The sequence below is a fragment of the Brachybacterium sp. SYSU DS0246 genome, assembly GCF_059391765.1.
Genome location: NZ_JBZXYT010000004.1, coordinates 137,081 through 151,846, shown reverse-complemented (window position 1 = coordinate 151,846; position 14,766 = coordinate 137,081). Strand labels below are relative to the sequence as shown.

At 71.6% G+C, this 14,766-nt stretch carries 13 protein-coding genes; 2 read left to right on the top strand and 11 right to left on the bottom strand.

The features are described from left to right. Positions 1-52 precede the first annotated feature (52 nt). Positions 53-403: an RNA polymerase-binding protein RbpA gene (locus AC5020_RS03455; protein ID WP_377017022.1), complete on the top strand. Its 351-nt coding sequence runs from the start codon at positions 53-55 to the stop codon at positions 401-403. A gap of 273 nt (positions 404-676) precedes the next feature. Here the strand turns inward: AC5020_RS03455 and AC5020_RS03450 are convergent, their stop codons facing one another. From AC5020_RS03450 to AC5020_RS03410, 9 genes are all read right to left on the bottom strand, one after another. Then, the gene (locus AC5020_RS03450; protein ID WP_464987228.1) at positions 677-1,261 is read right to left on the bottom strand and encodes an FxsA family protein; all 585 of its coding nucleotides are present in this window, start codon (positions 1,259-1,261) and stop codon (positions 677-679) included. A 49-nt stretch (positions 1,262-1,310) separates the two neighbouring features. Next, positions 1,311-2,093 (bottom strand): polyprenol monophosphomannose synthase, encoded by a 783-nt coding sequence (locus AC5020_RS03445; RefSeq protein ID WP_464987227.1) that lies wholly within the window; start codon positions 2,091-2,093, stop codon positions 1,311-1,313. After that, positions 2,090-3,745: an apolipoprotein N-acyltransferase gene (lnt, locus tag AC5020_RS03440; RefSeq protein ID WP_464987226.1), complete on the bottom strand. Its 1,656-nt coding sequence runs from the start codon at positions 3,743-3,745 to the stop codon at positions 2,090-2,092. The genes AC5020_RS03445 and lnt overlap by 4 nt, the downstream gene beginning before the upstream one ends. Next, positions 3,742-4,545 carry a hypothetical protein gene (locus AC5020_RS03435; protein WP_464987225.1) on the bottom strand — a complete coding sequence of 268 codons (804 nt, stop codon included), beginning with the start codon at positions 4,543-4,545 and terminating at the stop codon, positions 3,742-3,744. The genes lnt and AC5020_RS03435 overlap by 4 nt, the downstream gene beginning before the upstream one ends. Then, positions 4,542-7,676, bottom strand: a complete 3,135-nt coding sequence (locus AC5020_RS03430; RefSeq protein ID WP_464987224.1) for a DEAD/DEAH box helicase — start codon at positions 7,674-7,676, stop codon at positions 4,542-4,544. Before AC5020_RS03430 ends, AC5020_RS03435 begins: the two co-directional genes overlap by 4 nt. Then, the gene (locus AC5020_RS03425) at positions 7,673-8,641 is read right to left on the bottom strand and encodes a diacylglycerol/lipid kinase family protein (RefSeq protein WP_464987223.1); all 969 of its coding nucleotides are present in this window, start codon (positions 8,639-8,641) and stop codon (positions 7,673-7,675) included. The genes AC5020_RS03430 and AC5020_RS03425 overlap by 4 nt, the downstream gene beginning before the upstream one ends. After that, the gene (tatC, locus tag AC5020_RS03420) at positions 8,638-9,462 is read right to left on the bottom strand and encodes a twin-arginine translocase subunit TatC (protein WP_377017008.1); all 825 of its coding nucleotides are present in this window, start codon (positions 9,460-9,462) and stop codon (positions 8,638-8,640) included. Before tatC ends, AC5020_RS03425 begins: the two co-directional genes overlap by 4 nt. Positions 9,463-9,606: 144 nt before the next feature. Continuing rightward, positions 9,607-9,951, bottom strand: coding sequence for a Sec-independent protein translocase subunit TatA (gene tatA, locus AC5020_RS03415; RefSeq protein ID WP_377017006.1), 345 nt, complete (start codon positions 9,949-9,951; stop codon positions 9,607-9,609). A gap of 116 nt (positions 9,952-10,067) precedes the next feature. Beyond that, a complete protein-coding gene (locus AC5020_RS03410; protein ID WP_464987222.1) occupies positions 10,068-12,107 on the bottom strand; it encodes a WYL domain-containing transcriptional regulator in 2,040 nt (679 codons plus the stop codon). A gap of 48 nt (positions 12,108-12,155) precedes the next feature. Here AC5020_RS03410 and AC5020_RS03405 point away from each other — a divergent pair, with 48 nt between their 5' ends. Beyond that, positions 12,156-13,283, top strand: coding sequence for a DUF3866 family protein (locus AC5020_RS03405; RefSeq protein ID WP_494564388.1), 1,128 nt, complete (start codon positions 12,156-12,158; stop codon positions 13,281-13,283). A 127-nt stretch (positions 13,284-13,410) separates the two neighbouring features. On the opposite strand, the gene AC5020_RS03400 is transcribed toward AC5020_RS03405, so the two are convergent. Both AC5020_RS03400 and hisG read right to left on the bottom strand, forming a co-directional pair. Beyond that, on the bottom strand, positions 13,411-13,878 hold the full coding sequence (locus AC5020_RS03400) for a PH domain-containing protein (protein WP_464987220.1): 468 nt from the start codon (positions 13,876-13,878) through the stop codon (positions 13,411-13,413). 5 nt (positions 13,879-13,883) lie between these two features. Further along, complete coding sequence (gene hisG, locus AC5020_RS03395; RefSeq protein WP_377793935.1) at positions 13,884-14,741, bottom strand: ATP phosphoribosyltransferase; 858 nt, start codon at positions 14,739-14,741, stop codon at positions 13,884-13,886. Positions 14,742-14,766 lie beyond the last annotated feature (25 nt).

Here is a 14,766-nt window from a genome sequence, read left to right as displayed (position 1 = left end):
CCGGGCGGCACTCCGCCCGAACCACCATCCCCCGGCAGGAAGCGAGAACCGCATGAACAGCCGCAGCCTGCGAGGCACCCGACTGGGCTCCCTCTCCATGGAGACCGACGAGGGCGTCCTCGCCGCACCGCGCCAGGAGGCGATCTACGACTGCCCCAACGGCCACACGATCGTGCTCCCGTTCTCGGTCGAGGCCGATGTGCCCGGCGCGTGGGAGTGCCGTTGCGGCGCTTCGGCCGTGCTCCGTGACCACGACAAGCCCGAGGCGAAGCCCGGCAAGCCCGTGCGCACCCACTGGGACATGCTCCTGGAGCGTCGCAGCGAGGAAGAGCTCCAGGTCCTCCTGGACCAGCGCCTGGAGCTGCTGCGTGCCGGCAAGCTCCACCAGCGCCGCAACCTCTGAGGGTCCCAGGCCCGTCCGATACGCCCCTGCGCCCCCGTCCCGCCGATCGGCGGGGCGGGGGCGCAGGCATGCGGTTCGTGATGCGTCGGACGGCTACCGGGGTGGCGGGCCCGAGCCGACAGTGTGCTGGCCGCGACCCGAGCCGACAGTGCGCTGGCCGACCCGAGGCGGCGATGTGCTGGCAGACCCGAGGTGGCAGTGTGCTGGGTGGCCGGCTCGACCCGCCAGGGTGCAGGGCTCGCCGCCGCCGCATGGGCGCGCGAACCGCCGAATTCAGTCCTGGGTGATCGTGGGCGGCGGACTGTCACGGCGGGTGGCCGGATCGTCCGCGCCCGCGCCGTGCGCGGTGTTCCGTGAGGAGCGCTCCGTCTTCTCGGCCTCGAGGATGATCTCCCCGTCGATCACGCCGTTGCCGGTGCGCCGGTAGAGGACTCTGCGAGCTCCGTCGGAGCCGCTGCCCAGACCCATCGCCTTGACCGATCGGCGCTGGACCGGCGTGAACAGCAGCACGATTCCCAGCAGATCGGTGAGGATGCCGGGGAAGAAGAAGAACAGGGCCGCGAGCATCGTGAAGGCAGGACGCGAGAGGTGGTCCTGGACGTCTCCCCGGCCGCGCACAGCGCGCACCAGGGACCGCAGCCGCACGGCCGACTGCTGGCCGGCGGCCACCAGCAGGGCGACGGCGATGACCCATCCCACGGCGATGATCAGCACCGACCACCACAGGCTCGAGCTGACCCCGATCAGGACGAGGATGGCGAGCTCGGCAAGGCCCAGTACCACGATCGCGATCGGCAGCAGCGTACCCAGCCACGACCGCGAGGTCTTCCGCGGCGACGTACTCGATGGAGTGCTCACGCGGTTTCCCTTCCTTCGTCCCATCCGGTGTCCGCCGGAGGGATCCAGGCTAGCGCAGGCGTCCGAATAGCTGCTGGGTGCGCCGTGACAGCCCCCAGAGCGTGACCAGCACCAGAGCCTCCCGGACGATGCGCGGCGACATCTTGCTCACGCCCTCCGTCCGCTCGTCGAAATCGATGGGCACCTCGCAGATCACCGCCCGCTCGTCCCGGGCACGCCGGGTCATGTCCACCTGGAAGCAGTACCCCTGCGAGGCAATGCGCCCCGCCACGATCCGCTCGAGCAGCACTGCGCGGAAGACCCGGAAACCGGCGGTCGCGTCGTGCACGCCCAGTCCCATCAGCACCCGGACGTAGCGGTTCGCTCCCCGCGAGAGCAGGAGCCGGGACAGCGGCCAGTCATGGACGCGGCCCCCCGGTACCCAGCGGGACCCGATGGCGAGATCCGCACCCCGGCGCACGGCCTCCAGCAGCGACGGAAGCTGTTCGGGCCGGTGGGAGGCGTCGGCGTCCATCTCCACCAGCTGCTGATAGCCGCGCTCCAGCCCCCACCGGAAGCCTGCGAGATAGGCGGGGCCGAGTCCCTCCTTGCCCGCTCGGTGGAGCACGTGGACATGGTCGTCCTCGCGAGCGACGGCGTCGGCCCATTCGCCCGTGCCGTCCGGGGACGAATCATCGACCACCAGCACATGGGCCGCGGGCACCGCCTCCCGCAGCCGCGCCAGCGTGCCGGGCAGCGCCGTGCGCTCGTCGTAGGTGGGGATCACGACCAGGGTGGGCGGCAGCGGTGCGGTCGATGGCCGCGGGCCCGGATCCGACCCGCGCGGGCTCATCCGTCCCTCCCGCGCCGGCTCCCGCCGCGTCCACGCGCCGGCGCCAGCGCCCGCCGACGGCTCGTGAGCGCGGCGAGGAACCCGGCCGCGCCGAGGGCGGAGATCCCGATGGCTATCCACGGGCCCGCCGCCACGGCGGGGGTGATGCCCGTGCGCAGCGGGACATCAGCGACCACGGAGCCCTGGTCCCAGTGGTCGACGAAGTCGAGCCGGCGGCCCTCCGGCGTGTAGATCGCCGAGTGGCCGACGGTCGAGACGTGGACGACGCTGCGGCCGGAGACGACAGCCATGACCTTCGCCTCGGCGAGCTGCTGTATCGCTTCGTGGGAATCGCCGAACAGGGCGTTGTTGGACTGGACCACGATGACCTCGGCGCCGTCCCGGACGACGTCCCGGACCAGGCCGTCGTAGGCGATCTCGAAGCAGATCAGGACGCCGGCGGTGTCCTGCCCCTGACCGAGGGCCGCCAGGTCCATCGTGCCGACCTCCTCCCCCGGGATCATGTCGCGGGAGACCAGGTCGACCTTGTCGCTGAAGGTCCGGAAGAAGTCGCGGTACGGGATGTACTCCCCGAAGGGGACCGGATGGCGCTTGGAGTACACGTAGGGCGAGGAGCCGTCGGGCGTGTAGAGCACCGACTGGTTCAGGCGCTCGGTCTCGCCGACGGCCGTCTGGGTGCCGATGAGGATGGGGGCGTCCGCGGCCGCCGAGGCCTCGGTGAGCTGCTGGGCCAGCGACGGATCCTGCCGCGGGTCGTAGCCGGTGGAGTCCTCGGGCCACACGAGGAGATCGAGCTCGTTCCCGGAGGCCTCCGCCTGGTCGATGGTGTCCTGCGTGACCGAGAGGTGGTTGTCGAAGACGTCCTCCGGCATCGCCAGCGTGGCCGGGTCGATCCGGTCCATCGACCCCTGGATGCCGCCGATCGCCATCGTCGGGCGGTCCGCAGGGGCACGGTTGACGGGGAACGGGACCACCACGGTCGAGAGGATCGCGGCGACGGCGACCGCGAGCGGCCACACGCCGGAGAATCCGACCAGCCCCCGGTGCCGACGTCCCGTCAGTGACAGCGCACCGTGCAGCACCATCTGTCCCAGCAGGGCGACGGTGAAGGCGAGCCCGGGCACCCCGATCCAGGGCCCCAGGTTCAGCAGCGGCGAGTCCTGCAGCGCGAAGGCGCTGGACCCCCACGGAAGTCCTCCCCACGGCACGTGGCTGCGCAGGCCCTCCACGCCCGTCCACAGCGCGGCGACCACGATCGCGGAGGCGACGGTCAGGCCGCGGCGGAGCATCACCGTGCGGGCGAGCAGACCGAAGACGACGATGTAGAGCGCCTCGAAGATGCCCAGTGCGATCCACGGCATGGTGCCCGCGTAGGTGTCCGCCCAGACGGTCAACGGGATGAAGAAGGCCAGGCCCCAGGCGAACGAGACCAGCGTCGCCACCCAGATCGAACGCACCAGCAGGCCCGCGGACAGCAGCGCGATCGCCACCGGCAGCAGCATCCACATCCCGTAGGGAGGGAACGCCAGCAGGGCGCAGCCGCCACCGGCGACGCCGCACACCAGAGCCGCCGGCCACGGCGTGGGGTCGAAGTCGTCGCGAGCGCGCCCCCGGGACGCTGCTGCGGCGGGGGCTCGGGTGGTCGCCGTCATCCCAGGACCTGCTCGAGGCGGTCGTGGACCACGGTGCCACCGACCACCGTGCGCAGGGCGCGGGGCGTTCCCTGGTCCAGGTCCGGCAGCAGCGGGGTGCGCGAGCGCGGGTCCGTGGACCAGGTCTCGACGCGCTCGGCGCGCGACTGCACCGTGAGGTCCCACGGCTCCCAGAGGACGAACGTGGCCTCGATCCCGGTCTGCAGGGATCCGGGATGCCGGCGGCCGGCGACGCGCTGCCCGCCGCGGGTGGCGGCGAGGAAGGCGGCGCGGTCACTGATGCGCTGGGCGGCCGGGCTGTGGCGGGCGGCGGCTCGGACCCAGTCCCAGGGGTCGGCGGCATCGCTGCGTCCCGCGGAGCCGAAGGCCAGTGGGACGCCCGCGGCCAGCAGGTCGAGGTAGTCGGCGCTCTCGGCGACCGGGGCGATGACGCGCACCCCGTCCCGCTCCCCCGTGGGCCCGGGCAGGCGCAGCACGATCCCTCGTGCAGCGGCCTCGGCGTCCCCGGCGGGATCCGGCGCCGTGCCGTCCGAGGTCGCCGCGGCGTCGACGAACCCCGGGGTGACCAGACAGCCCGTCGCGTCCACCACATCGGCGCCGTCGTGGATCCGGCGCGCCGTGTCCTCCGGGCCCGTCCACGCGATCAGTCCGTCCGCCACCAGCATCGCGGCGGCCTCGGGATCCTGGGCGCTGTAGAGGACGATCCCGGTGTAGAGCACGGGAGCGGCACGGTCGGTCGCGGTGCGGTCGTTCTCGGTCACGTACTCCAGGGTCTCGTGCGCACCTGGGAGAACGCTCATCGATCGATCTCCTGGGCGACCAGCCCGCGTCGCACTCCCTGGATGGCGGCACGCGCGACCGCTCCGAGGCGCTCGTCGGCAGTGAGCTGGTCGAGCAGATCGATGACCTGCCGGCAATGGCGCACGAAGTCCCCGGGAGGCAGATCGCTGCCGTCCAGGGCGGCCGCGAGATGCGCCCCGCGGGCCCATCGGTGCACGATCGCCGCGACCGCCGGATCCGGCGGCGGGGTGGGATCGATGCCGTGGCGCGCCTCCGCGCTCTGGAGCTCGGCCGCGATCCGGGCGGAGGCCGCCAGCGCGGCGTCGACCGCGGGATCGTCGATGACCTCCGGGGCCCGGTCGTCCCGGCGGGCCTCATGCACCGCGGCGGAGACCACTGCGGCCAGACCGGCGGGGTCCAGCCCGGTCCAGGCCCCGTGCTCCAGGCATTCCGCGATCAGGAGGTCACGGTCGCTGAACAGCCGCCGCAGCCGCAGCCCACTGGTCGTCGGCCGCAGCGTCTCCTCCCGCGTCTGCCCGAACTCACCGGACTGGTGCGCGTCCCCGCGGTCCGGGGGACTGTCCGCGGCCCCGGGGTCTGCTGGATCGTCGCGGTCCTCCGTCCCGTCCGCGCCCTCGCTCGTCCGTGCCAGGTAGCCCAGCTCGACCAGCAGATCGGCCAGGCGATCGAACTGGCGGGCCAGGGAGCTGGTGCGGCCCTGGATGCGCCGCTGGACGCCCTCGAGGTCGGTGCGGGCCTTCCGCCAGCGACCCACCCAGCGCAGGTGCGAGGCGAGATCCGGGCAGTCGCCGCAGGGGTGCGCGGCCAGCTCCTCCCGCAGCCGGAGCAGGGTCTCATCGGTCGCGGCGGTGGACGGCGGGCGCTCGGCCCGCCGGCGCACTTCCCGGCGGGCGTCATCATCGTGCCCGGCCAGACGCTGACGCAGAGCCGCGGCGGTGTCCTTGCGGACCTTGCCGCTGCCGAGCGCCTCGGGACGGGGCAGACGCAAGCTGTCGATGACCGCCGGCGGGGACTTCACGTCTCCCGGGCGCAGGCTGCGGCGGCGGCCCTCGGTGTCCAGCAGATCGATCTGCGGCCCCCCGAGCACGGAGCGGTCCACGTTCAGGACCACGCCGTAGCCGCGGCGCTTGCCGCCGGGCAGCGCGATGATCTCGCCTCGGCGCAGACCGCCGAGCACCGAGCGGGTACGGTCCTGCTGCGCCGCGGACCGGGCGCGGGAGAGGGACTTCTCCCGCTCGGCGATGCGCTCCTGGATGCTTGCGTACTCGAGCAGATCTCCGTGATCGCAGGTGATGGCCTCCCGATACGACTCGGCGGTGTCCTCGAGCTCGCGGGCGCGACGGGCGAGCCCGACCACGGAACGGTCGGCCTGGAACTGGGCGAAGCTCATCTCGAGGCTCTCGCGGGCCCGGGAGAGATCGAACCGGTCCAGCAGGTTGACCGCCATGTTCGGCGTGGGGCGGAACGCGGAGTGCAACGGGTAGGTGCGCCGCGAGGCCAGGGAGCCGACGGCATCCGCGTCGAACCCGGGCCCGGCGACCACGATGGCGTGGCCCTCGGTGTCGATACCGCGACGGCCGGCACGGCCGGTCAGCTGCGTGTACTCCCCCGGTGTCAGATCGGCGTGCTCGACGCCGTTGAACTTCACCAGCTTCTCGAGCACGACGGAGCGGGCGGGCATGTTGATGCCCAGCGCCAGGGTCTCGGTGGCGAAGACGACCTTGACCAGGCCGCGCGCGAACAGCTCCTCGACCACGGTCTTCAGCAGGGGCAGGATCCCGGCATGATGGGCGGCGTAGCCATCCAGGACGGCGCGCCGGAACGCAGCGATCCCCAGGACCTCCTCGTCCTCGACGCCGATCCCCTCGAGCCGCTCATCGAGGACGGCACGGATCTCGCGGCGCTCCTCGTCGTCGGTCAGCCGCAGCCGGGCCCTCGCGCACTGCTGGACCGCGCCCTCGCAGCCCGCGCGGGAGAAGATGAACAGGATCGCCGGCAGCAGTGCGGCGTCGTCGAGCAGGCTGATGATCTCGGGGCGTCGCAGCGGACGCGGGATGCCGCCGTACCCGCGATCAGCGCCACCTGCGCTGTCGCGTCCGCCGCGGTTGCCTTCGCGTCCGCCGCCTCGGGGGCCGCCGCGATCGCCGCGGCCGCCGCGCTTGTGCGGGGGCCGGTGCTGACCGGACCCCCGGGGACGATGCCTCCCGCGCGTGCCCTTGCGTCCGCTCGGTGATCGGCCGCGGCCGCCTCCGGAGCGTTCGTCCACCGGCAGCGAGAACGAGGTAACGCGCTCGATCTCCGGGTTCACCTGGCGCTGCCCGCGAGCACCGGGGCCGTGGGAGACGACCGGCCTGCCCTCGGTGTCGACGAAGAGGTCCAGCAGTTCGTCACCGATCACCACGTGCTGCCACAGCGGGACGGGCCGGGTCTCGGAGACGACGATCTCGGTGGTGCCGCGGACCTCCTGCAGCCAGGCGCCGAACTCCTCGGCGTTGGAGACCGTGGCTGAGAGGGCGACCAGCTGCACCGAGGGATCGAGGTGGATGATCACCTCTTCCCACACCGGCCCGCGCAGGCGGTCGGCGAGGTAGTGGACCTCGTCCATCACCACGAAGCCCAGATCCTCCAGGAGCGAGGAGTCCGCGTACAGCATGTTGCGCAGCACCTCGGTGGTCATCACCACGACATCGGCGTCGGGCCGGATCGAGGTGTCGCCCGTGAGCAGTCCTACCCGGTCGTGGCCGAGCCAGTCGACCAGCTCGCCGAACTTCTGGTTCGACAGCGCCTTGATCGGAGCGGTGTAGAACACCTTGCGCCCGCGGGCGATCGCGAGGTGCACGGCGAACTCGCCGACGACGGTCTTGCCGGCGCCGGTCGGAGCGGCCACCAGCACGGAGCTGCCATCCTCCAGGACCCGGCAGCCCTCGAGCTGGAAGTCGTCGAGGTCGAAGGGGTACCGGCGGGTGAAAGCACCGAGTTCGGAGGCGGCGAGCCTCTTCTCGGCCGCCCACCGCGCGTACTGCTCCGATGGCGAGGGCTGCTGCGACGGCGTGGGCGCGCCGGCCGGAGCCGGTGCCCCGTCCTGCGGAGCCGGTGAACTCGGGCTGTGGGGCTGATTCGGTGAGGTCACGAGATTCCTTCGCCGGTGCTCGCCTCCCCGGCGCGCGAGGCCGAGAGGTCGGCGAGCAGTCGCACGGCACCGGGCAGCACCCGGGCCGTGATGGGCAGCAGGGAGCGGGGCTCACCGTCGGCATAAGCGCGCAGCGCGCGCCCATGGCGGAGCCCGATCGTCACGTCGCGGACCGGGCGGATCCCCACCCCGTCGAGCGACGTGTGGGTGCCCCGGAAGACGCGGGGGAAGAAGCGCAGGAGATCGGCGCGGCCGAGTCCCTCGATGGTGAGCAGCTCCAGGGACCCGTCGTCGACGCGGGCCTCGGGCACCATCTGCATCCCCCCACCGTAGACGCCCGTGTTGCAGAGCGTGAGGACGGTGGCGTCCAGAGTCGTGCGCTCGCCTCCATCGACCTCGAGCCAGTACGGGAACGGCTTGAACGCGGAGAACTCGCGCATCACGGCCGTGGTGTACCGCACGGTGTGCCCGCGCTTGGAACCGTTGGCCCGCGCGTTGACCAGGGCGTCGAAACCGAGGTTGACGTTGCCCAGAGCCAGCGAGCGATGCGGCAGCGCGTGCTCCCCGGCGGCGACGATCTCGATCGCGTCGATCGCGACCACCGGCCGGGACAGGGCGTGCAGCAGCGCTCGCGTGGACTCCTCGGGATCATTGGCAGGCAGCCCCAGCGCGCGGGCGAAGTCGTTCCCGCTCCCGGCGGGGACGATGCCGAGCCGTACCGGGCTGCCGGCGACGATCTCCGCACCCAGGGAGACGGTGCCATCACCTCCGACGACCACGAGCGCCGTGAGAGTGTCCCGGACTTCCTCAGCGCGAGCGCGGGCCACATGGGCCGAGGGACCGGAGAGGTCGACGACCGAGATACCGGCCAGGCGCAGCAGGTGGCCGACCTGCCGTCCCACCCGATGTGCCGCGCCGCGGGCCGCAGTCGGGTTCGAGAGCAGCCCCACCCGGAGTCTGCTCACCGTCCGTCCGCATCATCGAGGTCCGAGGGGCCGTCGATCGGCTCCACCTCATCATCGAGGCGGCTGGCTTCGTCGTCGGCGAGATCCTCGTCGCCGCTGCGCTTGTCCTGGCGGCGGTCGTGCAGGATCGCGATGGCCACCGCCCCGAAGAACAGGCTCGCGATCGCGAGCGACATCGCGATCAGTGTGAACGGCTCCGGTGTCGGCACCATGACCGCCGTGAAGCCGAAGCTGAGGAAGATCACCCAGCGCCAGGCCTTGAGCATGGTGCGTCCGCGGAGGATGCCGAGGAAGTTCAGCAGCACCAGCACCACCGGCATCACGAAGGCGATGCCGAAGGCGAGCATGGTCTTGACGAGCATGGCCAGGTACTCGTCGTACTTGATCAGCTGCTGGACTTCTTCTGAGTCGGGCGTGAAGCTGAGCAGGACGGGAACCAGCTGGTTGACGGCCCAATAGCCGGCGACGCAGCCCAGGAAGAACAGCGGGACCGCGGCCCCGAAGAATCCCATGGCATAGCGCCGCTCGTTCTTGTGCAGGCCCGGCATGACGAACAGCCAGGCCTGGAGCATGATGATCGGGGAGGACAGCAGCAGGCCCGTGTAGGCGGACATCTGCAGACGGACGTTCAGTCCCGTGCCCACGCCCTGGAAGTTCAGCTCAGCCTGCATGCCCTGGGCGGCGGCGAGCACGAAGGGCCGTTTCAGCGCTTCGAAGACCCAGGGGAAGACGAACCAGCCGACGATCGAGAGGATCAGGACGGCGACAGCGCTGATCACGAGGCGATTGCGCAGTTCGACCAGATGCTCCCCCAGGGACATCCGTCCTTCGGGATCCTTGGACCGCCGCGCCGCCGTCCGCCCACGTCCCTGCGTATCACTCGCCACGGGTCTGCTTCCTCCCAGCATTCTGGGTCCGGGCGATCACTCGCCCGGACCCGTCAACGTCGTTCAGCGACGAGGTGCTCAGTCGCGACGGTAGGAGTCGTCGTCCTCACGTGCGCGGACGGGCTCGCGATCGGCGCGCTCGGCCTCGTCGCGCGGATCGTACTCGCGGTCCTCGCGCGGACGGCGCTCCTCGCGCTCGCGATCGGCCCGGGAGGAGGCGGTGCGGCGGTCGACGACCTCGTCCTCGTCCTCATCCTCGGCCTTGCCGCGCTCGTCCCCGCGCAGCTCCTCCACCTCGCTCTTGAAGATGCGCATGGACTTGCCCATGTTGCGTGCCAGTCCGGGTAGCTTGTTGGCACCGAACAGAAGGATCACCAGCACGACCAGCAGGATGATCGCCCAGGGATTGCGAAATAGGTTCATGGAATTCCCTTTCAACTGCGCCGCGATGTCGCACGGGCGCACCCATCATCCCACAGCGGACTGGGCACTCGACGAGCCGCTCCGGGGCGGCCCGGCCCACCGCGCGGCGGGTCATCTCAGACTAGCGGCTGCGGCTCGTGGTGGCGGTCGGCTGCGGCCTGCGCCACGGTCACGATCGTGTCTCTCAGATCACGTGGCGAGAGGACCTCCACCGCGCCGGCGGATTCGAGGACGGCGTCGACCAGCGCGGCCCGGACCGGGCGGTCCAGGCGGGCGAAGGTGACGTCGTCCTGTCCGTCGCGCAGCTCGGCGGCATCGAACGACTCGGCCACCCAGCGTCCCGGTGGGTCCAGGCACACCCAGACCTCCCCGTCCACGCGCCCCTCGAGCGCAGGGCCAGTGCTCGGTTCGGCACGCTGCGGCGGGGTCCCGTCCGGCAGGACCTCCACGATGCGGTCCAGACGGAATCGGCGCTCCCCGCCGGCGAGCTCGCACTCGGCGAGCAGATAGGAGCGGGCGCCGTCGGTCTCGATCCGCAGCGGACGGACCCTTCGCACGCTCGTCCCCGCGCGGTCGGCCGAGGAATAGCGGATGGTCAGGCGGCTCTCCTCGGAGTCCTCGTCCGCGCGCAGGGCGCGGTGGACGGCGGCGAGCACCGTCTCCGCCCGGTCGGCGGTGCGCGAGGCCATCTCATCGGAGGCGGCCGCATCGGCCAGTTCGGCGCGGGTCGGCGGCGCCTCGGAGCCGCGCGCGGTCCCGTCGGCGCCGATAGCCCCGGCGTCGGGCACCTCGCCGAGGCCGGCCAGCAGCTTCCGGCGGGCACCGGCGACGATGCTCTCCGCCTGCCCGGCCGACGGTTCGAGGGCGGCGAGGCCTGCCAGCAGTGCCGTGACCTCGACGGCGCTGAGGCGCAGAGCGCGGCGCAGCGGCTCCGCGTTGCGGACGCGGACGGTGCCGTGCTCCCACTCCGCCTCGATGAGGTCCTCCCAGCCGGTGCCCATGTCGCCGCAGACGAACAGCACCTGCAGATCGGTGACCAGCTGCTTCTCCGTGATCCCGAGGGCATCGGCGAGCTCACCGAGGTCGGCCTCCCCGCGGGACATCACATAGGACGCCTCAGAGATCAGCCGGGAGAGCAGATCGTTCCCGGTCGGAGTGGTCCGGATGCGCGGAGCGGGCCGCACGGTCGCGGCGTCGACGGCCGCCGTATCGGGCTCACCCGAATGCGTCTCGGCGATGGCCGAGAGGACTTCGCCCAGTTCGCGGCGCCAGGCGCTGGGCTCGACCAGTTCGACCCAGCGCACATCGCCGAGGACCAGCCTGCGCGCCGCCGGGCGGGGCAGGGAGGGCAGCTCGACGCGCTCCTCGTCCAGGGCCGCTCCGGCACGGTCACGGAGGTCGAGGGCCTTGTACGGGGCCGCGTCCAGCACGGCGACGGACTGATCGTCGCTGTCGTGCATCTTCTCGAGCACGCTGGAGAGGTCCGTCTGCTCGGGTCGGGGCTGCGTGGCCGGGGCGCCCTGCGCCGGGAAGGACTCGATGCGGGAGGCACGGAACACCCGCGGGGCGGCGCGGTCGAGATCCCAGCCGTGGACGTACCAGTGGCCATCGTGGACACCCACCACCCATGGCTCGACGGTGCGCTCTGCCGGGGCACCGTGGGTGCCGCGATAGACGAATCGCACCGAGCGGGCCGAGGTCACGGCCTCCAACAGCGGTGTGAGCACCGGGAGCGACTCCACGGCGCCGCGCGGGGTGCGGCGCAGCAGATCGGGGTCCGCGTCGTGTCCGAGGCTGAGCAGCTTGGAGCGGACCCGGCGCGCGGCTCCGCCGGCGGCGGCATCGTCCCAGGCACGGCTCGCGGCCAGCAGCACCGTGTACTCCTCGGTGGTGAGGTCGAGGACGGCTCCGGACTCCGCGGCGTCGATCCGGTAGTAGACGGTGTTCTCGTCGAACAGGTCACGGTCGGTCACCAGCGGCAGACCGAGGTCGAGGATCGCCGCCTTGTCGCGCTCGAACATGCGCTCGGCGGCCTGCTCCGACGGGGCCTGGGCGTAATCGGGGATGACGGCGAACAGCTTCGCGCGATCGATGCGACGGCGGGAGCCGATCGTCATGATCACGTTGAGCATTCTTTCCACACTCTTGGCAGCCACCTGCACAGACTAACCGTCCCCTGGCGCGCGCGGCCCTAAGCTGGGCCCATGCTGCGTTGGGAACGAGGAACGGTGACCGGGGTCCGAACGTCCTGGCACGGGGTCGAACGGCTGCACGTCGAGCTCGACGGCGAGGACGGTGAGCCCGCTGGCGGTGAGACGGTCGAGGCGATCGCCTATCCGGAGCTGACCGGGACTCCGGCGCGGGGAGAACGCGTACTGCTGAACACCAATGCGCTCCGTCGTGAGCTCGGGACCGGCGGAGATGCCCTGGTGGTGGCGCGTCTCGATGTGCTGCCGACATCGGCGGAACCGGCCGGGCACATGATCAAGGCCCGGTACACACCGATGCAGACCATGGTCGATGCGATCGACGATCCGGACAGCGAGCACTACGAGACGATCCGGGCGGCGCAGGACATCGAGGGCATGCCCGTGGTGGTGGCGGACCTGCACTCGTCCCTGCCCGCGATCCTCGCCGGCATCCGTGCCCAGCGGCACTCGGCGCGCATCGCGTACGTCCACACCGACGGGGCCGCCCTGCCGGCGGCGTACTCGCGCGCCGCGGCAAGGCTCCGCGAGGCCGGGCTGCTCGCGGCGGTGATCAGTACGGGCCAGTCCTTCGGGGGCGACCTCGAGGCCGTCACGGTGCATTCGGCGCTGCTCGGAGCGCGGCACGTGGTCGCGGCCGACGTGGTGATCGCGGTCCAGGGTCCCGGGAATCTCGGTACCGGCACCGGGTGGGGCTTCTCCGGGATCCAGTCCGCCGAGGCGCTGCATGCGACCGCCGTGCTGGGCGGCACCCCCGTCGCCACGCTGCGGGTTTCCGGAGCCGACCCCCGTCGTCGTCATCGGGGACTCTCCCACCACTCCTCCACCGTGTACGGCCGGGCGACGCTGACCCCGGTGCATCTGCCGCTGCTCGAGCGCAACTATCACAAGTACAACGGTTTTCATGCGTCGGTTCGTGAACAGGTGAAAACGTCGATCATGGAGCCTGCTCGCGCCAGAGGCATCGAGCACCAGCTCGCCGAGGTCGATGCACGAGGTCTGCGGGACGCTCTCGAGGACGTCCCGGTGCGGCTGTCGACGATGGGCCGCTCGCTCGCCGAGGACCCCGAGGCCTTCCGCTATGCGGCGATGGCAGGGCGCTGCGCCGCCTCGCTGATCCCCTAGCCCGAGGGAGCGGATGCCGGGACGCTGTGCGGACGGCACCGGAATCCGAGCCGCTCCCACCGGGGCCGTCCGAACCGGGGTCTTCCGAACCGGGGTCTGCCGGACCGGTTCCGCAGACGTGGCGCACTCAGCCGACGTCGGGGGCCTCTCCACGTTCGCGCACCAGGTCGCGCAGCCGCCGGGCTGCCGCGATGCCGCGCTCACCGTCGTAGCGCTGGATCGCGTTCAGCGCCAGAGTCGTGCCGTCGGCCAGATCGAGGTGCGCCCACGGATCCCCCACCGGGAACCTGATGGCGAGGATCTCGGCCCAGTCCAGCGTGTGTGCCCGGAAGACGTTGCGCACCTCGAGGGAGTCCGGCCCGGCGATCAGCCGCACCGACGCCTCGAGGTGGCAGAAGAGGAGGATCAGCACGCCCACGGCCACCAGGCCGAGGCGGCCACCGAGCAGGAGACCGGGGATGACGACCGCACCTGCCACTGTCCCGCCGAGCACGACCACTCCCGTGATGTACCCGGCGATACGCACCATCCGCGGCCGGATCACGACGGTCGCCGGCTCCCGGCCGATGGGATGCTCCGGCTCCCTCGGATCCATGGTTCTCAGATACGGCAGGCCTGGATCGCCGTGACCAGGATCGCCCGGGCGCCGACGTCGTAGAGGTCGTCCATCATCCGGTGGGCGGCCTTGCGCTCGACCATCGCCCGCACGGCGTGCCACTCTCCCCCGTGCAGCGGGGAGACCGTCGGCGACTGGAAGCCGGGGGTGATCTGTACGGCCTTCTCCATCAGGGCGGTGGGGATGTCGTAGTCCAGCATCACGTGCTCACGGGCCACCAGCACCCCGCGGATGCGGCGCTCGAGGACCTCGAGGGAGTGGGCCGCGGTCTCCTCCAGCTCCATCCCGGGCCGGGAGAACAGGACCGCCTGGCTGGTCATGATCGGTTCTCCGAAGGGTTCGAGCCCTGCCTGACGCAGCGTCGTGCCGGTCTCGACGACGTCGGCGATCACATCGGCCACGCCCAGGCGGATCGAGGACTCGACGGCTCCGTCGAGGTGGACCACCTCGGCGTTGATGCCCCGTTCGGCCAGGTAGTCGCCGACGAGGTTCTCGTAGCTGGTGGCGATCCGGGCGCCCTCGAGGCTCGCCACGTCCTCGCGCGTCCCGATCGGGGCCGCGAAGCGGAACGTGGAGCCGGCGAAGCCGAGCGGCAGGATCTCCTGCGCGGGAGTGCGGGAATCCAGCAGCATGTCCTGGCCGGTGATGCCGACGTCCACGGTGCCGGAGCCGACGTAGACCGCGATGTCCCGGGGGCGCAGATGGAACAGCTCGACGTCGTTGTCCTCGTCGAGGACGACGAGCTCCTTGGCCATGCCGCGGCGGCGGTAGCCGGCCTCCTGCAGCAGATCAGCGGCGGGCTCTGACAGAGCGCCCTTGTTGGGAACAGCGATGCGCAGCACGGATACTCCTTCGCCGCCTCGGGGC